Origin of the sequence: Marinobacter sp. EN3 (genome assembly GCF_000475315.1) — a bacterium.
In the GTDB taxonomy this organism is placed as follows: Bacteria; Pseudomonadota; Gammaproteobacteria; order Pseudomonadales; family Oleiphilaceae; genus Marinobacter; species Marinobacter nauticus.
In genome coordinates this window covers 671,548-694,132 of the sequence record NZ_AXCC01000001.1, presented here as the reverse complement: position 1 = coordinate 694,132, position 22,585 = coordinate 671,548, and the positions used below count along the sequence as shown (strand labels likewise).

Below are 22,585 nucleotides of genomic sequence, written 5' to 3'. Positions count from 1 at the left end.
GCCTCAGAAACTGACTTTCGGAGCCTGGCGGGCCTCTGGAGATTCGAGCTGCAGCTGGGCGGTTTCCTTGAACGCAAACAGGCCGGCCACGATATTGTTAGGGAACTTCTCGCGGAAGATGTTGTACGTCATCACGCCATCGTTATATGCCTGGCGCGCGAACGCTACGCGGTTCTCGGTGCTGGAGAGTTCTTCCATCAGTTGCTGGATGGTCTCGTTGGCTTTCAGCTCAGGGTAATTCTCGGCCACGGCGTAGAAGTTGGCGAGGGCTTTGGTCAGCAGGTTCTCGGCACTTCCAAGGCGTTGGATCTTGGTACTGTCGCCTGGGTCTCGGGCGGCATCTTTCTGAGCACTGACCGCGTTATTGCGCGCTTCCATCACCTGGGTGAGGGTGGACTTTTCATGGTCCAGATAGGCTTTGGCGGATTCCACCAGGTTCGGGATCAGATCGTGGCGGCGCTGCAGCTGGACATCAATCTGGGCAAAGCCATTCTTGAACTGGTTGCGCAAAGAGACGAGCTGGTTGTAGATAAACACCAGATAGAGGATGACAACGGCAATTACTACAAGACCGATGACAGTCGTTCCCATGACTACTCCTAAGGGCTAAAGGTTCAGGCGTTATTTTCCACGATCCGGGCGTGGAAAGTCTGTACGAAATTCTCAAAATCTCTGGGTAACAGGGGCTTGGAGAAGAAATACCCCTGAGCAAGCGCGCAGCCACGCTGGCTGAGGTAATACTCCTGCTCTGCTGTTTCCACACCTTCTGCGACGACGGTCAGATTCAGGCTCTTGCCAAGGTCGATGATGGTGTTGGCAATTCGGGTATCTTCCTCGTTGATCAGCAGGTCCCGAATGAACTGCTTGTCGATCTTCAGATGCTGTACCGGCATCTGCTTCAGATAGGTCAGCGATGAATAGCCCGTGCCGAAATCATCAACCGCAATACTGATGCCGGCCCGATGCAGCCGATGCAGCTTGGCGACCGCATCGGTGAGGTTGGTCATAAAACTGGTTTCGGTCACTTCCAGTTCCAGGCGTCCCGCCGGAATATTATGACGTTTCAGGGTGTTGAGAATATCGTCAACAATGGATTCCTGGCGTAGCTGAACGGCGGAAAGGTTCACGGCGATTCTGAGGTGAGTACCTTCGGATGCCCAGCGAGCGGCCTGCCAGCAAGCCTGATCCAGGACCCATTGACCAATCTCGAAGATGGAACCATTCGCTTCCGCTACCGGAATGAAAAGGTCCGGGGGAATCATGCCGTGTTCAGGGTGTTCCCACCGCAGCAGTGCTTCTGCACCAATAACGCGCCGGGTCTCCAGATTGATCTGTGGCTGGTAGACCAGATGGAATTCGTGGTTTGCGAGGGCCTGGGCCAGGTCCTTTTCCATCTGTTTGCGTTCGCGAATTTCCTTGTCGATGCTGGCCACATAGAACTGGAAGTGGTTGTGCCCGGTCTGCTTCGCCAGTGCCATGGTTTGTTCGGCGCTCTGGAGCAAGCGATCGGCCTGGTCGGCATCTGACGGAAACAGGGAAATCCCCAGGGTGGCGGTCATGGAAATCCGGTGGTTGCCCGAATTGATGGGGGAGCCGATGGTAGCGAGTACCTTCTCGGCGGTTTCTGCTGCCTGGAAGCCATCGCGCAGGTGCTTTTCAACGATGACAAACTGGTCACTGCCCAGTCGGGCGACATTGAATCTGTCTGAGGAAAGATTGGCGGTCAGGCGACTGGCGACGGTTTGCAGGATGGTGTCCCCGGTACGGAAACCGCACTGTTCATTGACGGATTTGAAGTCATCAATGCCACAGACCATAAGCGCGATCGAGCTGTGTCCTTCTCTGGCCCGTTCGATAGCGCCCTGCAGATCTTCCATAAAGGCATCCCGACTGGGCAGGCCGGTCAGTGTGTCGTAGCGGGCAAGGCGGGTGACCCGGTCTTCGGCTTCACGATGTTTTTTCTGGGTGTCGCCGATAGCCACAAGCAGATTGTTGGTGGCGTTAACCCAAAGGCCAAGCTCATCGGCCCGGTGTCCTTCCGGAATCGACACCAGACGATCGTCCGGATGTGCCGGATCAACCTTTTTGACCGACTGCACAATGCGCAGCAGCGGGCGGGTCAGCAGCAGATGGAACACCACGAACAGTACGATGCCAAGAATGAGTGCCAGGGCAATGCCTGATGCAAACGTCACCATTGCTCGGCCGAGCCAGGTTCGAGCATAGGGGGCGGTGTCGTAGTGAACCTCAAGATAGCCGTAGACAAGATCCGGATTGCTGCCTCGCGTGAGACTCTCGCGGTATTCGCGAACCTGGCCGAATATCGGATCAGTTAAAGGGCGAAACGGGGAGTCCTGCAGAGGCCGTAGCCGATCACCCAGTTCATCACCGTCGGGATGGGTGATTTTGGCCATGTGAATGGGTTCCAGGGCGAACAGTCCATCCACCACCTGTTGGGCGAGCGTGTCATCAATGCTGAAAACGGCCTGGGTGGCAGAGTCTTCCACCATGGCAAGGGTCTGGGCTGCATCACGCTCCAGTTCAGCGGATACCCTCTTTGCATCCAGCACCACCTGTACCGCGCTCATCAGAATACCGCTCAGCAACGCGACGAGCAGTACCCATCGGAGAATGCGGTATCCGAGGTGGTTCTCTACTTCAAAGGTTTTTTGCATCCGCTGTTCTTGGCTCATCTGTCTGATTGGTTCTGTCGGACCCTGCGGCAGGATCTATCACGCGGCACATGACAGTATGGTTCAGATTCCTTTCAACTTCATGGAGTATGGACGATTTTTTCAGAGTTTCTTGTGGATGCGTGTGTCGATTTGTTTCGGTTTCGTCGCATTCAGATACAGAAACGCCCGCAGGGGTTCCCGTGCGGGCGTTTGGTCAACGGTCAGGTTGTTGCTACCTACCGTTGTTCCGGCTGGATCAGGCCAGGTTTTCGTTCACGAAATCCCAGTTGACCAGGTTCCAGAACGCTTCCAGGTAATTCGGACGGCTGTTCCGGTAGTCGATGTAGTAGGCGTGCTCCCATACATCAACGGTCAGTACCGGCTTGTCGGCGCCGGTCAGCGGAGTTTCGGCGTTGCTGGTATTAGCGATGGCAACACTGCCGTCAGCTTTTTTCACCAGCCAGGTCCAGCCAGAACCAAAGTTGTTGGCGGCCTTGTCGTTGAATTCTTTCTTGAAGTCTTCGAAGGAGCCAAAGGCCTTCTCGATGGCTTCTTTGGCAGCGCCGGTGGGTTCACCGCCACCGTTCGGGCTCAGGCAGTGCCAGTAGAAGGTGTGGTTCCATACCTGGGCTGCATTGTTGAACAGCGGGCCGCTGGCGCTCTTGATGATGTCTTCCAGAGACTTGTTGGCATTCTCAGTACCTTCAACCAGACCGTTCAGCTTGGTTACGTAGGTGTTGTGATGTTTGCCGTAGTGGTACTCAAGGGTTTCCTGAGAGATATGCGGTTCCAGTGCGTTTTTTTCGTAAGGCAGTGCGGGAAGTTCAAATGCCATGAGGTCGTTCTCCCTGGTTCTCTCTGTTTATGTGAGTTGACACTCTCGCAATATAAGGGCGGTTTGAGTTAAATCAACCCTTTGTTGTGAGAGAGCTTTTAAACTCGGGGCTGCCGGGCAGAAACTGAGCGCAGTTCCGGACCCGCCAGACCAGCTCTTCATAACTGTCTGCCAGAATGTTCACATGCCCGAGCTTGCGCCCTGGGCGCTCCCCTTTATTGTAGAGGTGAAGATGAGCGTAGGGCAGTTCCAGCATCCGTTCAATGTCGCCGTGCTCGCCGATGATATTAATCATGCAGCTCAGGCCGCGTGCCTGAACATTGCCCAGAGCGTGTCCGCTGACCGCGCGAATGTGATTCTCGAACTGGCTGGTCATGGAACCCTCAATGGTCCAGTGCCCGGAATTGTGGACCCGTGGAGCCATCTCGTTTGCTACCAGGCCGTCCTCGGTCTCAAACAGTTCCAGAGTCAGTACGCCCACATAGTTCAATTCGTTCAATAGTGCCTTGATGTACTTTTCAGCATCTTGCTGGATGTGGGGTTGCAGTCCGGGTGCCGGGGCAATGGAGTAGCGCAGTATGCCCTCGTGGTGGCTGTTCTCGGCAATGGGGTAAAAGGCCACATCGCCATCCTCACCGCGAACAGCGATGATGGACACTTCGCGTTTGAAGTTAACGAACTTCTCCACGATTACCCTGGGGTGGCCGATGGCGGTCCAGGCTTCTTCTGCCTGTTCCGGATCTCTCAGGACGGCCTGGCCTTTGCCGTCGTAGCCCTCAGTGATGGATTTGGCTACCACCGGGCAGCCAAGTGCCTCGGCAGCGGCTTTCAGGGAAGCGGCGCTATCAGCGATTTTCCATTCCGGCGTTGGAATGCCAAGCTGGCCGAACAGGGTTTTCTCTGCCTCCCGGTTCTGGCAAACCTGAAGTGCCCTGGGGCAGGGGTGAACCGGCTTGTGTTGGGCCAGCTTCTCCGCCACTTCAACAGGCAGGTGCTCGAATTCGTAGGTTACGCGGTCGACGCGGGAGAGGAAGTCGTCCAGGTAGCTGCCGTCGCGATCCACAATGACTTCCCCCAGACCAGCGCTGGGGCTGCCGGACATGTCGTAGAACACAAATTCCTTTGCGAGGGGGTATCCGGCAAGGGCCAGCATGCGCCCGAGTTGGCCGGCTCCGAGTACACCGATTCTCATCTGGTTCTCCTGCTCTTTATTTGGGGCGACGCCAGAGCGGGCCGGGGAGGGCTTTCCAAAACTGTTGAGGGCCATGGACGGCCCGAAACAAGCGCACAGCGAGGTGCTTGTAGCGTGTTTTGGAAAGCCCTCCCCGGCCCGCTCGCCTGGTCTCGGTAATAGGTTATTGATCCCTGGGGTCAGGGTTGTCCAGAATCGTCTGGGTCTGGTTTTTCCTGAAGTCTTCCACTGCCTGGCGAACCTTGTCGTCGAACGTGCCAACGATCTGTGCTGCCAGCAGGCCTGCGTTGGTGGCGCCGGCCTTGCCAATCGCCAATGTGCCAACAGCAATGCCGCCTGGCATCTGCACGATGGAAAGCAGCGAATCCAGGCCATTCAGTGCTTTTGATTGTACGGGCACGCCCAGCACCGGCAAAGACGTTTGTGAGGCAACCATGCCCGGCAGGTGCGCCGCGCCGCCGGCGCCACCGATGATGACCTTCAGTCCGCGATCGGCCGCGGTCTTGGCGTAATCAAAAAGCAGATCCGGTGTGCGATGGGCGGAGACAACCCGGGTTTCGTAGGGCACGCCGAGTTTGTCGAGCATATCGGCAGCGTGTTCCATGGTGGGCCAGTCAGATTTGGAGCCCATGATGAGTCCAACAAGCGGCTGCATAAGCAACAGTCCTGTGATAATTGGAAAGCCGGCCATTGTATGTTCTGGCCAGTTGCCGTGCAACACGGCAAGCCCGGGCGTCCGGGTGCCGGAGCGCTTTCTTTAAAAGCCTTCATTTTAACCTGTCCGTAACTGCAGGTATTATCGTCGGTTATACAATTAAACCATCCATTTCCAGGAGCTGTAATGGAACCCATCCGCCCGGACGAAGATGAGCTGAGAGCAGAACCCCCGATCGGCGCCGGGGAAGCGCGAACCCCTCGTGCCAGTAAAGAGCGTGAGACTGGGCGTGGGGCTCCCAAAGCCAGGCCGCCAGGTGCAGCTGCGGGCTCTGGCGGAGGCGGTGGTCGTGGTGGACGAGTTCTTGTCTGGGGGGCGATTTTCGGGCTTGCGGTGGCTGCTGGCGCAGGGTGGTATAGCCAGAGTCAGCGCATCGCGGCGCTGGAGAGTCAACTGGAAGAGGCGGATTACTGGGCGCGGCAAAGTAAGCTGGCGCTGGCCCGTTTTGAGGGCGAGCTTTCGGAAACCGGGGAATCCTTGCAGGAGCGGGGTGCCTCTCTGGAGGAAAAGATAGCGGCCAATGCGGAAAAGGTTGAGACCGCCAACAGTGAAATCCGCAAGCTCTGGGTGGTTGCTAATGAGCGCAACCGGAAACAGCTTGAGGAGCATGGTCAGCGGCTCTCGGTGCTGGATCAGAATCTGGCCGAGACCGGCAAATCGGTGTCAGATCTGGAAACCACGCTCGAGCAGGTTCGTACCACGTTTGCTGGAGATATCGCCCAACTGAGCCAGAAGCTGGAGACGTCTGTGGCTGCGCTGGAGCAGGCAAATAATGAGGCGACGTCGCAACTGACCAGGCTGAGTCAGCAGATCGGTGATATCGATCAGGTGGTAGAGAGCCGTATCCGCCGGTTTGAGCAGGAGCAGAAACTGGGTATCGATGGTATTGAAAGCCGGCTGTCCTCCGTCGAGGCTCGAACGGACGGCCTCGCAGGAGCCGGTGATGTTCGGGCGCTGCGGAATCGACTGGCAGAACTGGCCCGGACCGTGGAATCCATCGATGCTTCCCGTGCCCAACTTACCTCACGCCTCGTGCGCCTGTCGGAGGAGGTCAATCAGCTCAGGGCGTCGAACTCAGGGCAGTAACGGTTGCCGGGGGTGAATGTAACGGTTTGTATTCATCCCTTGCGGTAGCTCTCATTTCTTGTGGTGGCCAGTTGTTATGATCGTCCCTACTCGATAAGGGATGAAGAGTGCATAACAATGAAAATCCGAGTGCCTTTCGTTAAAAGTGCCGCCGTTGTGGCGTGCTTTCTGGTGTTGTCTGGCTGCACCGTTTATCAGTCTATCGGCAAGAGTGTGGGTGGCTTTCTCCACCCGGTGTCGGGCCATGATTTCGTGCATATCGACACCGATCAGTGGGATCAGGGCAATGCCTTGTTGTATTTCTACCGTACCCACTCCCAATGGGCGGCGGATGAGATCGAGTCTCCCAGCGTCTATATTGACGACAAGCACTATTTCAACATTCGCAATAACAGCTTTACCTGGCTGGAAGTGAGCCCCGGTGAACGGCACATCGCCATGCGTCGGCCTTTGCTTGGGCTTGAAGGCCTGAACTCCTTCAGTTTGAGCCTGATTGCGGATGCCACTCTGAAGGTGGAGCCTGGCAAGATCTACTACCTGAGATACAACGAACTGGAGGAGCCCTCGCGTCCTCATCCGGACCTGGATCCGGAGCACCCGCTGGCCTCCGGCGAGCTGCAACTGGTTACCCGTGAATACGCCATGCAGTCGGACGAAATTGTGTCCACGCTGTTCCTGAACAGCGATCTACTGGCGCCGAACCATGCCGCAACGTCGATTGTCGAAGTTAACGAAGATACCGACTACGAGAAGCGGAAGCTGGCTCTTGAGCAGGAGCGCGAGCTGGAGATTGAGCGTCTGCAGCAGCAGGGTAAATATGAGGAGACCTCCTGGTTCTGGCCATTCGGGGGTGGGCCAACGGTACCGCTGGAAGCCGATCGCAAGCTGAAGGCGCTGGAGCAGGAGTATGCCCAACTGGAACTTGAGCGCGAGCGCAGGGAAGAGGCAGAATCGGGAGGCTGGTGGATCTTCTAGGCAATGTCTACACTGGGGATGGTGTAGTGAAGAGAGATAAAAAAAATGTCCTTCAAAGATACGTTCCGGCTGCGTATTGGCAGGCTGGCCGGGCAGGTTGGTCCGTTGCTTGAGGAATCCTGGCGGGAGGCTCGGCAACGCCTGGATGACCTTAACCAGGCGCTTGCCAGTCAGGCGGTGCCTGGCGAGCGCCGGGCGCGAGTGAGTGAGCTGGCTCTGAAGCGAAAGGGGCAGCAGGCAGGCCAGAAGTCTGCGGAAATACGGCACTTCCCTGAGCAGGGTAAAACAGTACAACGTTCTGATTTTGATCAATAAATGTTCGCCTGAGAGCGTCTCGGAAAAAAGTTCAGTATTTTTCGGAAAAACATTTGACACAGTGAGCGAAATGCTTAAAATGCGCGTCTCACTTGGTTGAGACAGCAACGCTGACTCAGCAGGCGCCAAGCGCAGCAAGTGACTGTTTTGAGCCTGAAGTAAAGTAAGGCAGCGAAAGTGGGTGGTTAGCTCAGCTGGGAGAGCATCGCCCTTACAAGGCGAGGGTCGCAGGTTCGATCCCTGCACCACCCACCACTTTCAAAACAGAGTTCAGATTCGGCAAAGCTGAATCGATGCGGAGCGGTAGTTCAGTTGGTTAGAATACCGGCCTGTCACGCCGGGGGTCGCGGGTTCGAGTCCCGTCCGCTCCGCCACCTTACCCTGGGTGGTTAGCTCAGCTGGGAGAGCATCGCCCTTACAAGGCGAGGGTCGCAGGTTCGATCCCTGCACCACCCACCAGATTCTAAAAAGCAGACCAATCTGGTCTGCTTTTTTTATTCCCTCAGAAAACGCCAAGCTCCTTTGGTGAGCCGCAAAAAGGCCGGGCAGGGTTACCCTGACCGGCCTCTTCCTGTAGTGCCTTTTCTGAATTACTTGCCGATCAGGGATTGGCCACATACCCGAACCACGTTCCCGTTCACGCCCGCAGACGCTGGGTTGCAGTACCAGGCGATAGCCTCGGCCACATCAACCGGTTGCCCGCCCTGAGACAGGCTGTTCATGCGTCGACCGGCCTCACGGATGGTAAACGGCATGGCGGCGGTCATCTGGGTCTCAATAAAGCCCGGGGCAATGGCATTGATGGTGATGCCGTTCTTCAGATGACGGGCCATGGCTTCGACATAGCCGATCACGCCGCTTTTGGCGCAGGAGTAGTTGGTCTGGCCGAAATTGCCTGCGATGCCGCTGATCGAAGAAATGCAGACGATGCGGCCGTTTTCCCGTATCAGTTTGCGCTCAGCCAGTTCCTCGTCAATCAGCTCTTCTGCGGTCAGGTTGACGGCAATGGTCATATCCCAGAAATGTTCGGGCATGTTGCCTAGGGTTTTGTCTCTGGTGATGCCGGCGTTGTGGATGACGAAGTCGACACCGCCGGTTTCCTTTTCGATAAAGTCTGCGATCAGCTTTGGCGCCTTTTCGTCGGTGATGTCGCAGGCGAGCGCCTTGCCTTTCAGAGCGCCGGTTACTTTCTGCAATTCCTCGAGTGCCGGCGGAATGTCGAGCCCGATGACGGTTGCCCCATCTCTGGCGAGGGTTGCAGCGATAGCGGCGCCAATGCCTCGGGACGCGCCGGTCACCAGGGCCACTTTGCCTGCCAATGGTGCGACCGGATTGGTGGCTTTGGCTTCGTCGGCTTTGCCGATGCGAACCACCTGCCCGGAGACGTAGGCTGAGCGTGGCGACAGGAAGAACCGAACCGAGGAATCCAGCTGGTTTTCAGCATTGGGTGCTATCCAGACCAGGTTCGCGGTAGCGCCCTTTTTGCCGATCTCTTTGCCAACGGCTCGTACGAAGCCTTCCAGTGCCTGTTGTGCAGCGGCCTGGGGCGCCTTGCGGCAAGTGTGCGGGTCCTGGCCAATCACCAGAACCCGGCCATTCGTCGCCAGTTTCCGGATAGTGGGGTGGAAAAAGTCATACAGGGCGCGCAATTCATCCGGTTTCTGCAGGCCGGACGCATCGAAAATCAGTGCCGAGAACTTGCCGGAGACCTCGCCGGTGATATCCAGTGCCTGAGCCTTGTTGCTTGTCTTGGCCGATTCGGCCAGGGTTTCCGGCCCGGTGGCGTGGTGCAGGGTGGCCGGGCTGGCGCCAACAATGCTGCCAAGGGTGGCGATGGCGCGGGCACCATTGCCGGCTCCAATGAGGACGTCGCCCTCAATAAAAGGCTGATCCACTCGCTTGAGGCGTTTCAGCGGGGCCGGTGACGGCAAGCCAAGAGACTGGGCGGCGGTTTTTCCCACCGGGGTATTCACGAGTTTGAGGTAGAGGTCAGACATGTTTTCTTCCTTGTGCATCTGGTTGATTGCAAATTAGCCTAAAGGGTAAGGAATCTTCCAGCTATTGTATTGACTGAACGCAGGTTGTGCGTTGTCAGAGTTGCCAATGAGAGACTGCCGTCAGGCGCTAGACTCATCAACAGTATCGGTGAACCGAAACAGAATCATCTGACTCACAAGGAAACACAGCGATGGCACAGGCAAAGAAAACCTCATCACCCGTGAAAGGGGCAAGCCAGGGCATTCGACGGGTTGCCGTTATTGGCGGTAACCGTATTCCGTTTGCCCGCTCCAATACTGCCTACAGCAAGATCAGTAACCAGGAATTGTTGACTTCGGCGCTTCGTGGGCTGGTGGATCGCTTTAATCTGGACGGCATGAAAATGGGCGAAGTGGTCGCGGGCGCCGTGATCAAGCATTCCAGGGACTTCAACCTGACTCGTGAATCGGTTCTCAGCTGTGGTCTGGCACCTGAAACACCGGCCTACGATATCCAGCAAGCCTGCGGAACCGGCCTGGAAGCCGCGATTCTGGTGGCGAACAAAATCGCGTTGGGGCAGATCGAGTGCGGCATTGCCGGCGGCACCGATACCACGTCTGATGCGCCGATCGGGGTGGGCGAAGGGCTCCGGGAAATCCTGCTGGACCTCAACCGTGCCAAGACCACCAAGGAGCGCCTGAAAATTCTTGGCCGTTTCCGGCCGAGCCATCTGGTGCCGGAGATTCCGGAGAACGGCGAGCCCCGTACAGGCATGTCCATGGGGGACCACTGCCAGGTGACTGCCAAAGAATGGAGTATCGCCCGTGAAGATCAGGATCGCCTGGCCTGGGAGAGTCATCAGAAGCTGGCAAAGGCCTACGAGGAGGGCTTTTTCGACGATCTGATGACTCCCATGGCCGGTCTCGATAAAGATAATATCCTGCGTCCGGACACCACGCTGGAAAAACTGGCCACCCTCAAGCCCTGTTTTGATCGGGAAAACGGCACCATGACTGCAGCCAACAGCACGGCGCTGACCGATGGCGCGTCGGCAGTGCTGTTGGCCAGCGAAGAGTGGGCAAAGGCCCATAACATGGATGTCAAAGCCTGGCTGACCTTCTCCGAAGTGGCTGCTGTGGATTTCGTCGACAAGAAAGAGGGCCTGCTGATGGCGCCAGCCTATGCCGTACCCCGGATGCTGGAAAGGGCCGGCCTGACCCTTCAGGATTTCGACTTCTATGAGATTCACGAGGCATTTGCGGCACAGGTTTTATCTACCCTGAAAGCCTGGGAAGATCCGGGATTCTGCAGGGAGCGCCTCGGGCTGGAAAAACCATTGGGCACCATTGATCGCGACAAGCTGAACGTGAAGGGTTCGAGTCTGGCCACGGGGCATCCGTTTGCCGCGACCGGAGGCCGTATTGTCGCCACGCTGGCCAAGCTGCTGGAGCAGAAAGGTAGTGGTCGTGGCCTGATCTCAATCTGCGCCGCTGGCGGCCAGGGCGTGACGGCAATTCTGGAGCGCTGATCCGGGCGGGATAGGTAATAACCGAAATCCTCTTTGACAGCTGGCGGCCAGAGCTATAGTATTCGCGCCACGTTGATCGGGCCTCTACCTGATTGATGAAAAGTTTGATGCGGGATGGAGCAGTCTGGTAGCTCGTCGGGCTCATAACCCGAAGGTCGTTGGTTCGAATCCAGCTCCCGCTACCAAAAAAGAAAAAGGCAGGTCAGTTACCTTCACTGATCTGCCTTTTTTGCTTTCTGGGCGGCAGATTATTCCCATGGCCATTATTGCCGGGTGATGCCCCTTTCTGACCAAGCAAAAGGAGCCCAAAGATGTCTTCCCGGCGACTTGGCGTTGTACGCCCCCTGCTGCAGATGGGGTTGATACCCCAGATTACCATCGGAATCATTGCCGGCGTTTTGCTGGCCGTGATTTGGCCTGATACTGCCCAATCGGTTTCTCTGCTTGGCCAACTGTTTATATCCGCCCTGAAAGCGGTTGCGCCTATCTTGGTGTTTGCGCTGGTGACGGCAGCCATTGCCAATCACCAGCAGGGACAGCCAACCCACATTCGTGGGGTGTTGCTGCTCTATGTGATCGGTACGCTGGTGGCGGCTGTGGTAGCGGTGATCGCCAGCTTTGTCTTCCCCACGGAACTCACGCTGGAGCTTCCGGAGGTCAGCGGCAACCCGCCTGGCGGGGTCGTCGAGATCCTGCGCAATCTTCTGCTGAGCGCGGTGACGAATCCGGTCAGCGCCCTGATGGAGGGGAACTTCATTGCTATTCTGGCCTGGGCCGTTGGTCTGGGATTAATGCTGCGCCAGGGCCGTGACGCCACCCGGCAAGTGGTGAACGACCTGTCCGATGCAATTTCCGGCATTGTCCGGGCCGTTATCCGGTTTGCGCCCCTGGGAATCTTCGGGCTGGTTGCCAATACCCTGGCAGATGCCGGCATCGGCGCGCTGCTGGAATACGGCCGCCTTCTGGCGGTCATCGTTGGCTGTATGCTGTTTGTGGCTCTGGTGACCAATCCGTTGATTGTCTTCCTCCACACCCGCCAGAATCCTTACCCCCTGGTATTCGCCTGTTTAAGGGGCAGTGCCATCACCGCCTTTTTTACCCGCAGTTCCGCTGCCAATATCCCGGTTAACCTTAACCTGTGTGACCGGCTGGGGCTGGACCCGGATACTTACGCTATTTCCATCCCGCTTGGTGCCACTATCAATATGGCCGGTGCCGCCATCACCATCTCCGTGATTACCCTGGCGGCTGCGAATACCCTGGGTATTCCGGTGGATTTCCCGACCGCACTGCTGCTTTGTGTGGTTTCGTCTATTGCGGCCTGCGGGGTTTCCGGCGTGGCTGGGGGTTCACTGCTGCTTATTCCGCTGGCGACCAGTCTGTTTGGTATCTCCACGGAAGTGGCCATGCAGGTGGTTGCCATTGGTTTTGTCATCAGCGTGGTTCAGGATTCCACCGAAACCGCATTGAACTCATCAACCGATGTTCTGTTCACCGCGGCGGCCTGCCGTTCGGCAGAGGCTCGTGAAGCAGCATGACCATCGGGCGCAGAAATCTGGTGTTTATCGGCATGCCTGGCAGCGGCAAAAGCACCGTCGGGGTGTTGGTGGCAAAACGCCTGGGCCTGGGGTTTATCGATACCGATCTGCTGATACAGGAGCAGGCCGGGCGAACGCTGCAGGAGATCGTTGACCAGGACGGCTATCTGGCCCTGCGCCGGATTGAAGAGCAGGTACTGCTGGCTCTTGAGGTTGAAGGTCAGGTCATTAGCACCGGTGGTAGCGCGGTGTACAGTGAGGCCGCGATGACACACCTGAGGCAGAAGGGCACCGTAGTGTTTCTCGATATTTCTCTGGATGAGGTGCGCAGACGTATCGGCAATTACAGCCTCCGCGGTATCTCCCGTCGGCCCGACCAGTCGCTGGAAGCGTTATTTGAAGAGCGTTTCGCCCTTTATACCCGCTACGCGGACCTGGCCATCAAGGGCCAGGGGTTGAACCAGGAACAGGTCTGTCAGGCGGTCATCGATGGGTTGCCACAGTAACGAGCAACTCCTGTCAGGGCAGATTCTCGCGCCAGTGTTTGACCCGGACCTGGTCCTTGATGGCGTCGATCACCTCCAGTATCAGGTTGATTAGCGCTTCGTTTTCGGCCTCTTCCTGTTGTTGGCCAGGTTCGGGCAGGAACACGTTGACGATATCTTCAATAAACGCATGGTTAGAAGTGGAGGCCAGGTCTTCGAGAATCTGGTGAATCACATTGGCGACAATGTCACCCACCGCATTCTCCAGTGTGTCCTGGATGGTTGGCCCCACCACTGGCAGGTATTTCAATCGGGATAGCTCCAGATTCTGCTTCAAGGCCTGGTCAACCCGGTTTTCCAGGTAGGCCCTCAATGCGCTGCGATTTGGTACGTAACCCTCCTTGGCTGCCACTGCCACCCGTTCTGAAATCCAGTCTGACAGCATTTCCCGCCGCGGATAAAGAATATCCTGCTGGATACGCTCAAACAGAGGCGAGCCCCGCCGAACTTCTTCCTGAACACCGCTGAGTACTTTCAGGACAATCCGGTCAGACAACTCCTCCATGAATGCTTCGTAGTAGAAATTAACGAACCGGAACAGCCGGGTGTTGGTGAAATCGATGATCTTGTACTGATGCAGCCGGTAGATAATAGAGATCACCCTCAGGATTCTCAGAAACCGGAGGCTGCCAACCGGAATGCAGCCCACCAGATCGTACCAGTGGATGAACGGATAGAAGTACCAGCGGTCATAGACTTTTGCCCTGATTGAATAACCCCAGCGCAGTACAAATTCGCTCAGGAAAATGGCCACGAAGATCAGGTCGTAGAAGATGAAGCGTTCATGAATGGGGTGGTAGGCAGATTGCAGTGCCGGCGCGTAGTCTTTGAGGAGATTCTGCACAGCCACGAAGTTGTAGATGGAATCCCAGATGATGAACGAAAGGTTGACGATCAACAGGCCGAGCATCAGAAAGTCGATCACGAACCAGATCAGCTGATGACTGGATTTCAGGTTTTCGCGGTTTACATGAAGCATCCGTAGGACCTGTCTATGGCTCTATAAGTGTCTGACAGGTTAGCCTATTTCTGGAACGGGTACGAGACTGGCGGTGGCAACGGAAGCGGCGTTATGCTGCTAATCTTAATACGGCGGGCATGGATAGCGCCCCGGTCTTGCGGGTAAACTCTCGCCCCTGTGACAGGGAACACTCACTTTATCTGGTCAGGGCAGCCATCCTTTGATGCGGTTATTCGGGACTCACATTCAAGCAGCAATCAGGTCGGTGATATGGCTGCTGTTATGGCAGGCGAGTTCTGTATTAGCCAACCAGGTTCGGGTGGAGGTCGAGGGGGATTACGACCAATTACAGGAGAACGCGGAAATCCTGCTGGGTGAGGTGCAGGACAGAACCGCTGACGGACTTCGCCGCTATGCCTCCAGCGCCGTCTCTCAGGTGGAAGAAGCAGTCCGGGCTCTGGGTTATTACAACCCGACCATTCGCTGGCAGGTCAATGAACAGGATGAAGCGTCGGCGGAGCTGGTGCTGACCATTATTCCGGGCGAGCCAGTGCGCGTGCGGTCCCGGCGTGTGGATATTCAGGGTCCGGGGGCAGACGATCCCGACCTGGTGCAAGACCTTCCGGAGCGCCCTCGGGAGGGTGACATTCTGAATCATGGTGAATACGACGGTTTACGGCAGTCGATACAGAACCGGGCAGGGCGCCTGGGCTATTTTGATGGTGAGTATGAGACCCGAAAGCTGAAGGTTGACCCGAAAGCCAACGCCGCCGATATCCTGCTTACCTATCGCACCGGTGAACGCTACCAACTGGGTGAAGTCACCTTTCTCGAAGGCCATGGTTTTGAGGAGCAGTTGCTGAGGCAATTTGTGACCACAGAGCCGGGCGAGCCGTTTCATGCTGACAAGGTGGCGCGGCTTAACCGGGATCTGTCCAACAGTGGGTATTTTTCTGGCGTCGACATTGATGCCTCACCTTCCCAGGCCGAGGATCGTGTTATTCCAGTGAATATCGGTCTGACCCCAAGGCCTCCCAGGTCGGTCTCTGCGGGTGTCGGGTTCTCGACCGATGTGGGGCCGCGTTTCCGCGGCAACTGGCGTGAGCACTATATTAACTCCATGGGGCACAAGAGAGGGGCAGATACCGAGCTCTCTGAACTGCGCCAGAGTGTCAGTGGTTGGTACGAACTGCCTCTTGACCCGCCCATGACCGATTCCATCCGCCTGGGCACCGGGTATCAGCGGGAACATGTGGAAGACGTTGAGTCCGAACGCCTGACCTTCGGTCAGCAATGGAACCATCAACTGGACAACGGTTGGATGCAGGTGTTGTCGATGCGCTGGGAAGGCGAGCGCTTTCGCATTGGTGACGGTGAGCGAGGAACCTCCAGCCTGCTTCTGCCGGGTGTGAGCTATTCAAAGCTGCAGGCGGATTCGCCACTGGATCCGTCCCGGGGATTCCGTTTACAGCTGGATGTTACCGGGGCCCACCGGGCTGTGCTTTCAGATGCGGATATTCTGCATGTCAATCTGCTTGCCAAGGGTCTGTACACCTTGGCTGACAACCATCGTTTTCTTGCCCGATTCAACTTCGGCGGTGTTGCCACCAATAATTTTTCCGATGTGCCGCCCTCTCTGCGGTTCTTTGCCGGTGGTGACCAAAGCGTACGAGGGTATGGTTATGAGACGCTTTCACCGGAGGACAGCGATGGTGTGGCCGTTGGCGGTCGATATCTCATTGTGGGGAGTGCTGAGTACCAGTATGAGTTTGCCAGGAACTGGCGTGTGGCCGCCTTTGTGGATGAGGGTAATGCCGTGAACGATGTCTTTGATCCGCTGGCGACCGGTGTTGGGGTGGGGATTCGTTGGGTCAGCCCCGTGGGACCGCTTCGCCTGGATGTTGCCAGGGGTTTGAATGAGGAGCTTGGCGGTGGCTGGCGGATTCACTTTTCCATGGGGCCGGAACTGTGACCGAGGCGCAATCCAGAAATACACAGGCCCCGGATGCCGAACCGGAAACCCGAAAATCCCGGCATTGGTGGTTCTGGCCGCTGGTGATTGTCCTGGTACTGCTGCTGGTGCCCCTGTTGCTGGTGGTTGCAGTTCTGCTGGCCCTGCGCAGTGAGACGGGAACCGCCTGGGTCATTGAACAGGTACCAGGCCTGCGGACGGAAGCTGCCGAGGGCTCGATGCTGGGGCAGTGGCGGGCCGATGGCCTGGTCTGGCAGGGCTATGGTGTTGGCGTTCAGGTGAGCGAACCGGAAATTGACTGGTCACCGTCGTGCCTTTTTGAGCTGACGGTATGTCTGGACACGCTCAAGGCGGCCAGTATCGCGGTTACTGTGCAGGAATCCCCCGACCAGGCTGATCAGCCACGAGGTGATATCCAGTTGCCTTCAGTCAATCTGCCCCTGGGTGTGAATATCCGTGAAGTCCGGCTCGGGGCACTGACGGTAAATGACAACCTGGTCTGGAATCGGGTCGAGCTGGATTCCCGGGCGTCGGGTGCCACCCTGAACATTGACCACCTTCTGTATGAACGCGGTGATATTCTGGTGACCGCCAATGGCCGAGCCGAGATGCGTCGGGACTGGCCATTGAATCTTTCAGTCAACGTTACCTTGCCACCACCGAGCGGAGACGACTGGCAGATTGCCCTGGATCTGTCCGGCAGCGCCCGGGATCTTCGTTTGGCAGGCGCCAGCAGCGGCTACCTCGATGCCCGCCTTGAGGGGGAATTGGATCCGCTTGATGTCGATCTGCCGGCTACCCTGAAGCTTCAGTCGCCGAAATTTTGGCCGCACAGCGCCGTGCCTGAAACCCTGACGCTGGGCCAATGGCGGCTGGAACTCGATGGTAGCCTGGCTCGGGGCTTCGATACCCGAACCCGGGCGATGCTCCCGGCGTCCACCGGGCCAGTGGAGGCGTCAGTTCAGGGTCTGGTGACCCTCCAAGGCGCTTCCGGCGTCGAGGTTACGATGATCGCGCGGGATCGGGAGGGCAATTCCGATGGCCGCTTCGGTGCGAACGGCAAGGTATCCTGGCGTGACGGTATTGATGCCAGCGCAGACATAACCCTGGAGGAGTTTCCCTGGTACGGCCTGATTCCGGGCCTGGAGCCGCCACCGGTTGTGCTGAAACGTCTGGATGGCCAGGTTCAGTATGGTAATGGTCGTTATCAGGCAGCGCTGGATGCTTCAGTGGCGGGGCCCCTGGGTGAAGCCGAACTGACATCCCGGCTGATAGGGGATCTGCAATCGGTGAGCCTTAGCCAGCTGGACATGACCACCGGTGCCGGCGCGCTTTCCGGACAGGCAGAACTGGTGTTTTCCGGGCCGCTGAGCTGGGAGGCGCAGTTTGAGCTCGATCGATTCAATCCGGGCTTTTGGGTGCCGCAACTGGAAGCGCGTTTGAATGGAACGGCGGCTACCCGAGGCCAGTTGCGGGAGGGGGCGCTGCCCGAATTATTCGCAGATCTGGATCTCAGCGGCCAATGGCGGCAGCAGCCGGCACAGGCAAAAGGAACCTTGTCCACCCAGGGGCGAGACTGGGTTGTGCAAAACTTCAACCTGTCCGTCGGGGATAACCGGCTTGAGGGCAGTGGACGGTATGGCGAATCTCTGGCGGGCGACCTGCGCTTTGATCTTGCCGCACCGCAACAACTGTTGGCTGGTCTGGGTGGGGAGGCTGCCGGACGGCTTCGGCTGGCTGGCTCGCCGGAAGCTCCGGAAGCTGAGCTCTCACTGACGGCGGGCAATCTGGCCTGGCAGGATCAATTCCTGGTTACCGAGGCGCAGCTTGAGGCGGGACTTGATAGTGACGGGGTGCTGGACCTTGATCTGTCGGGCACTGAGCTGCGTCTCGCTGGCCAGGAACTCGACAAGGTTGTAGCGTCCCTCAGCGGCACCCGGGAGCGCCACACCCTGGCTTTGCAAGTCGATCATCCTGAAGCTTCGGTTGAGCTGGAATTCGCGGGCGGGCTGGGAGAGAAACTACCGGATTGGCGCGGACAGCTGACCCGGGGTCGGATTTCCGTACCAGAGCCAGGGCAGATCTGGCAGCTGGATACGAGAGCGGATCTCACCTACGTGGCCGGGACTCTTGAACTTGGCAGTCACTGCTGGCGCTGGCAGCAAAGCTCGGTCTGTGCGGCTGACCAGAGACTGTGGCCAGACTCCCGCATTGCTTATGAAGTGCGAGGTTTCCCGGCCAGTGCTTTGGCACCGTTGTTTCCAGAGACTTTTCGGTGGCAATCGACTATAGACGCCGACATTGCCGTAGCACTCACGGATGCGGGTCCTGATGGCACTATCCGGATTGATGCTGGCGCCGGCGAGTTCGGGGTTCTGGTGCTGGACGACTGGCAGCCCATCACTCATGACCAGCTAGTGGTTGAGGCTAATCTTAAACCGGATGAGGCCAATGTCAGCCTGGATTTCAGCGGCCCGGAACTTGGCCAGTTTGACCTGGATCTTGCTGTGGATCCTCTGGCCAGTGACCGCACGGTTGATGGTGAATTCCGGCTCCAGGCCCTTAATCTTGCCTTCCTCTCGGCATTTAACGGTATTGAAGACATTCAGGGGCGGGTTAATGGCAGTGGTCGTTTGAACGGTCCCTTGATGAAGCCTGACGTCACCGGCGAGCTGGTGCTTAGTGAAGGGCGAGTGTTTGATCCTGGCCTTCCCCTGCCACTGGAGGAATTGCTTGTAGTGCTTGAGTTTAGGGGGCAGTCGGCCGATATCAGCGGGCGCTGGAAAAGCAATGATCGCAGTAAGGGCCAGGTCTCCGGGAGCTTGGAGTGGGCACAGTCGCCGCAAGTCGCGATCAACCTGAAAGGCGAACGGCTGCCGGTGACGCTGGAACCTTATGCCCGGTTGGAGGTGGCGCCGGATCTGGATATTGCCTTCAAATCTGGAGAGCTGTCGGTCTCCGGCCGCGTTGAGGTGCCCAGAGGCGAAATCGAAATCCAGAGCGTTCCCCCATCGGCGGTATCGGTTTCCGAGGATGAAGTCATCGTGGGTGTCGAACGGGAAGAACCTGCCATTCGGTCGATGCTGATGGATGTGACGGTGGTGGTCGGTGAGGATGAGGTGTCGTTTGCCGCGTTTGGTGTCACCGGCAACCTCGAAGGCACGTTGCGCATTGGCAACAACATGGATACGCGGGGTGCGCTGCAGTTAGTGAATGGTCGCTATGAAGCCTTTGGCCAGGAACTGGACCTGCGCCGGGCACGGATTCTCTTTGTAGGTGCGCTGACCCGACCCTATTTGGACATTGAGGCAGTCCGTGAAGTTGATACGGTGGTTGCCGGGATCCGGTTGTCCGGCCCGGTGGATGAGCCGGAAACGGAAGTGTTCTCGGAACCGTCGATGCCGCAGAGTGATGCCTTGTCGTACGTTATTCTTGGCCGTCCGCCCCGGGGCCAGGGGGATGAGGGGCAGATGAGCCGGGCTGCGTTGTCACTGGGTCTTACCCAGGCCAGCAAGATCACACAAGGTATTGGAAACGAGCTGGGTATCCGTAACCTGACATTGGAGGCGGAGGGTTCAGGGGAGCAGGCCTCCGTGGTGGCGAGCGGCTATATCACAGACGAACTAAGCCTCCGTTATGGTGTTGGCATATTTGAACCCATTACCACGGTAGCCCTGCGCTACGATTTGGGCCGCTACTTCTATCTGGAGGCCGCCAGTGGTCTGGCGGCCTCACTGGATATTTTCTATACACGGAACTTCTGAGTGGCCAGGTCAGTCCAGCTCGAAGGTGGCGCTGACGGTGGCCTGGATTTCCCTGGGGCCCACGCTTGAAACGGCGTCACCGACCATTTTCGATTCCGCTTGCATCATCGGTACCGGACGATGGCCGCCATTCACATTCAGACTGACCACTTCGCCACAACGTTGCTCGAGTTGCTTGGCGACAAACTCGCAGCGGCTTCTGGCATCGGCGATGGCCCTTGCCAGAGCCTCGCGTTCCAGCCCCTGCTCGTCTGAGTGGAAAAACTGGTGGCTGCCAAGATGATATTGCAGCCCCAGCTTGTTGGCTTCACCAATCAACGGATTCAGCAGATCCAGATCGTTGATCGAGAAGCTGACGGTCTGGCTTGCCACCGATACTCGCTTCGGATCCTGGCCTTGTTCCCGTACAGGAAGCATGCGAGTGTAAACGCTGAGATCGGCATCAGAATAGTCGTCCAGCTCATTACGATAGGCCGCAATGGCCTGGCGCCACTCGTCCATGGTGTCGGACACCTGTTCAGAGGCCTTTGCGGCATCCGGGTGCTCGGCCGTGACCGAGAACTGTAGTCTGGCGCTGTCTGGTTCGTAACGAACAATACCTTCGCCACTCAGGCTCACTTCTCCGGCACTGGCTGCCGCGGGTATTACGGTGACGGCGGCGGCGAGCGCAAGTGGCAGTCGACGTTTGATCATGGTCATTCTCCTTATGAGTGGAACTCCTGGCCTTCCCGGTTATCCAGTCGTTCCAGTTTCCGGGCCCGGGCAGCGTGCACAAAGTGGCTGAAGATGCGACGGTGCCCGGTGTGGTAAAGCAGGTATTCGGGGTGCCATTGCACTCCCATCAACCATTGTCGGCCGGTGTTTTCGATGGCCTGCACAAACAGGTCGTTGTCCACGGCCGTCACTCTGAGATTCTGTCCAAGGCGCTTGATGGCCTGGCTGTGAATGCGGTTGGCGCCAATCACGTGGCTGTACATCAGGCCTCCCAGACGGCTGTCCCGGACCAGGCGAACCGTTTGGAGGGGTAATAACAAAGGTCGATGTCGGGTATGTACCCGCAACGGGGTAACGTTCTGGCACAGGGACCCGCCGTGAAAGACGTTGATAAACTGTGCACCGCGGCAGATACCCAGCACCGGAATGTTAATCGCCTCCGCCTGGCGGAGAAGCTCGGTGTCGGTAGCATCCCGTTTCAGGTCATACCTGGCCGTCACCTGGGGTTGTTGACCATAGCGGCCCGGATGCACGTGGGTGCCGCCCGAGAGTACCAGCCCGTCCAGTAGTTCGACGTTGGTACGGTCGCCCGGGCGGATGTAGTGTGTTCTGGCGCCATGCAGGCGCAGGCCCAGGCTGATCAGCCGATGGGCCATACTTCGCCGGGCCGGGCCACTGATGCCGATGGTGAGGCCGGGGATGTCCGTTTCGCTTTCCCAGTCAGACATAACCGTGCTGATGCAGCCATTCATCGGTGGTCTCACGCCAGGAGCGGGTGAGATTGCGGAAGCTGAACTTCCGGGAGTCGTGGAATTCGCCCCGCAGGGCATCAAGATCCTGACGGTTGTTGGCAAGCTGCTCCAGCACTACCCAATCGTTCCAGACTGTGGAGAAGTGCCAATTGGGATTGTCGATATCACAATCCGGCAGCCGGTAGTGCAGAGTAGGACGACTTTTGATCCTGGGGTCCTGAACGTATTCGGACAACAGCGATTCGTTCAGATGAGCGAACAGTGGCAGAAGATCCAATGCCTTGTTCCGGGTAGGGTTGTAGTGCAGATAGTCCCTCATCAGTGTGTCCAGGTCAGGACGGTAATCGTCCGCCATCAGCTTGTCTGTGTAGCGGCTGCTCCAGGGCTCGATGTAGGTGGTGAACTTCCGGCTGATATCCAGCTGATGCCGGGACTTGAGCCAGTCATACAGCAGTGCGAACGCCTGCAGGTAACGTACCAGGGTCTCTGGTTCAAGATCGGGCAGTTCCGGGTTAAGTTGAAGCCCGAACGCAAAATAGATGGCCTCCCGGCTGCCTTCAGCACCCAGGTCTCGCAGTTCGTCTACCAGATTTTCGATCATGCCCAGAGCCGACATTGCGAGCGGTGGCCCCACAATCTCTAACGGCACAATCTTCTCGGCGGCAAAATCAATGACGTCCATGGCGTGGTTGCCGAGTTCCCGAATGGATTCCGGGAGCCGCTCGTCGGCAAGATCCAGGTCTTTGATAGGATCAGAGTCCAGCTCAATGGTGAATGCTCCGGCGTCCGTATCCAGTCGGGTGACATAACGGGATGTCAGCTCCGGCTCGCCCCCAAGCAATCGGGCGGCATGCTGGACCAGGGCCTCGTAGGTCAGGCCGGACAGTTCAATCTCAACCCCGACTTTTCGTTCCTGGCCGTCCCGGTTTGTCGTTTGTTCCGGCATCTTGCAGCGGTCGTGTGCGGTCATGGTTGTGTGTGGCTTCCCTGTGTCTGGTTTGCGTCACCATAACATACAGGCTGTTGGTCGCCCGTTACAGG

At 57.6% G+C, this 22,585-nt stretch carries 18 protein-coding genes and 4 tRNA genes; 12 read left to right on the top strand and 10 right to left on the bottom strand.

Annotated features, from left to right (window positions below; all coding sequences use genetic code 11):
- Positions 1–3: 3 nt before the first annotated feature.
- The 5 genes from Q675_RS22795 to purE form a co-directional block, all read right to left on the bottom strand.
- Positions 4–591 (bottom strand): LemA family protein, encoded by a 588-nt coding sequence (locus Q675_RS22795; RefSeq protein WP_022991647.1) that lies wholly within the window; start codon positions 589–591, stop codon positions 4–6.
- Between the two features lie 23 nt (positions 592–614).
- Positions 615–2,675 (bottom strand): putative bifunctional diguanylate cyclase/phosphodiesterase, encoded by a 2,061-nt coding sequence (locus Q675_RS22790; protein ID WP_023010606.1) that lies wholly within the window; start codon positions 2,673–2,675, stop codon positions 615–617.
- Positions 2,676–2,931: 256 nt separating this feature from the next.
- Positions 2,932–3,510 (bottom strand): superoxide dismutase [Fe], encoded by a 579-nt coding sequence (gene sodB, locus Q675_RS22785; RefSeq protein ID WP_011785497.1) that lies wholly within the window; start codon positions 3,508–3,510, stop codon positions 2,932–2,934.
- A 73-nt stretch (positions 3,511–3,583) separates the two neighbouring features.
- Complete coding sequence (locus Q675_RS22780; RefSeq protein ID WP_023009845.1) at positions 3,584–4,702, bottom strand: 5-(carboxyamino)imidazole ribonucleotide synthase; 1,119 nt, start codon at positions 4,700–4,702, stop codon at positions 3,584–3,586.
- 163 nt (positions 4,703–4,865) lie between these two features.
- Complete coding sequence (purE, locus tag Q675_RS22775) at positions 4,866–5,357, bottom strand: 5-(carboxyamino)imidazole ribonucleotide mutase (RefSeq protein ID WP_011785495.1); 492 nt, start codon at positions 5,355–5,357, stop codon at positions 4,866–4,868.
- A 186-nt stretch (positions 5,358–5,543) separates the two neighbouring features.
- On the opposite strand from purE, the gene Q675_RS22770 reads away from it, so the two are divergent.
- The 6 genes from Q675_RS22770 (at position 5,544) to Q675_RS22745 (ending at position 8,252) form a co-directional block, all read left to right on the top strand.
- On the top strand, positions 5,544–6,503 hold the full coding sequence (locus tag Q675_RS22770) for a hypothetical protein (RefSeq protein WP_023010605.1): 960 nt from the start codon (positions 5,544–5,546) through the stop codon (positions 6,501–6,503).
- A 117-nt stretch (positions 6,504–6,620) separates the two neighbouring features.
- Positions 6,621–7,478, top strand: coding sequence for a DUF2846 domain-containing protein (locus Q675_RS22765; protein ID WP_022991642.1), 858 nt, complete (start codon positions 6,621–6,623; stop codon positions 7,476–7,478).
- Between the two features lie 45 nt (positions 7,479–7,523).
- A complete protein-coding gene (locus Q675_RS22760; RefSeq protein ID WP_022991641.1) occupies positions 7,524–7,793 on the top strand; it encodes a hypothetical protein in 270 nt (89 codons plus the stop codon).
- Between the two features lie 179 nt (positions 7,794–7,972).
- A tRNA-Val gene (locus tag Q675_RS22755) sits at positions 7,973–8,048 on the top strand.
- 42 nt (positions 8,049–8,090) lie between these two features.
- Positions 8,091–8,167 (top strand) — tRNA-Asp (locus Q675_RS22750).
- A gap of 9 nt (positions 8,168–8,176) precedes the next feature.
- A tRNA-Val gene (locus Q675_RS22745) sits at positions 8,177–8,252 on the top strand.
- A gap of 131 nt (positions 8,253–8,383) precedes the next feature.
- On the opposite strand, the gene Q675_RS22740 is transcribed toward Q675_RS22745, so the two are convergent.
- Positions 8,384–9,790 (bottom strand): 3-oxoacyl-ACP reductase, encoded by a 1,407-nt coding sequence (locus tag Q675_RS22740; RefSeq protein WP_022991640.1) that lies wholly within the window; start codon positions 9,788–9,790, stop codon positions 8,384–8,386.
- Positions 9,791–9,981: 191 nt separating this feature from the next.
- Here Q675_RS22740 and Q675_RS22735 point away from each other — a divergent pair, with 191 nt between their 5' ends.
- The 4 genes from Q675_RS22735 to Q675_RS22720 all read left to right on the top strand — a co-directional run bounded on the left by Q675_RS22735 (position 9,982) and on the right by Q675_RS22720 (position 13,342).
- The gene (locus tag Q675_RS22735; protein WP_023009846.1) at positions 9,982–11,298 is read left to right on the top strand and encodes an acetyl-CoA C-acetyltransferase; all 1,317 of its coding nucleotides are present in this window, start codon (positions 9,982–9,984) and stop codon (positions 11,296–11,298) included.
- A gap of 108 nt (positions 11,299–11,406) precedes the next feature.
- Positions 11,407–11,483 (top strand) — tRNA-Met (locus Q675_RS22730).
- 126 nt (positions 11,484–11,609) lie between these two features.
- Positions 11,610–12,836 carry a serine/threonine transporter SstT gene (gene sstT, locus Q675_RS22725; protein WP_014421019.1) on the top strand — a complete coding sequence of 409 codons (1,227 nt, stop codon included), beginning with the start codon at positions 11,610–11,612 and terminating at the stop codon, positions 12,834–12,836.
- Positions 12,833–13,342, top strand: a complete 510-nt coding sequence (locus Q675_RS22720; protein WP_023009847.1) for a shikimate kinase — start codon at positions 12,833–12,835, stop codon at positions 13,340–13,342. Before sstT ends, Q675_RS22720 begins: the two co-directional genes overlap by 4 nt.
- A 13-nt stretch (positions 13,343–13,355) precedes the next feature.
- Here the strand turns inward: Q675_RS22720 and Q675_RS22715 are convergent, their stop codons facing one another.
- Positions 13,356–14,360 carry a hypothetical protein gene (locus Q675_RS22715; protein ID WP_023009848.1) on the bottom strand — a complete coding sequence of 335 codons (1,005 nt, stop codon included), beginning with the start codon at positions 14,358–14,360 and terminating at the stop codon, positions 13,356–13,358.
- 205 nt (positions 14,361–14,565) lie between these two features.
- On the opposite strand from Q675_RS22715, the gene Q675_RS22710 reads away from it, so the two are divergent.
- On the top strand, positions 14,566–16,314 hold the full coding sequence (locus Q675_RS22710) for an autotransporter assembly complex protein TamA (protein ID WP_023009849.1): 1,749 nt from the start codon (positions 14,566–14,568) through the stop codon (positions 16,312–16,314).
- Positions 16,311–20,078, top strand: coding sequence for a translocation/assembly module TamB domain-containing protein (locus Q675_RS22705; RefSeq protein ID WP_023009850.1), 3,768 nt, complete (start codon positions 16,311–16,313; stop codon positions 20,076–20,078). Before Q675_RS22710 ends, Q675_RS22705 begins: the two co-directional genes overlap by 4 nt.
- A 9-nt stretch (positions 20,079–20,087) precedes the next feature.
- Here Q675_RS22705 and Q675_RS22700 read toward each other — a convergent pair whose 3' ends face one another.
- The 3 genes from Q675_RS22700 to Q675_RS22690 are packed head-to-tail and all read right to left on the bottom strand — an operon-like array spanning position 20,088 to position 22,514.
- Positions 20,088–20,771, bottom strand: a complete 684-nt coding sequence (locus tag Q675_RS22700; RefSeq protein ID WP_023009851.1) for an SIMPL domain-containing protein — start codon at positions 20,769–20,771, stop codon at positions 20,088–20,090.
- 11 nt (positions 20,772–20,782) lie between these two features.
- Positions 20,783–21,520, bottom strand: coding sequence for a gamma-glutamyl-gamma-aminobutyrate hydrolase family protein (locus Q675_RS22695; RefSeq protein ID WP_031210454.1), 738 nt, complete (start codon positions 21,518–21,520; stop codon positions 20,783–20,785).
- The gene (locus Q675_RS22690; RefSeq protein WP_022991632.1) at positions 21,513–22,514 is read right to left on the bottom strand and encodes an amidoligase family protein; all 1,002 of its coding nucleotides are present in this window, start codon (positions 22,512–22,514) and stop codon (positions 21,513–21,515) included. Before Q675_RS22690 ends, Q675_RS22695 begins: the two co-directional genes overlap by 8 nt.
- Between the last annotated feature and the right edge of the window lie 71 nt (positions 22,515–22,585).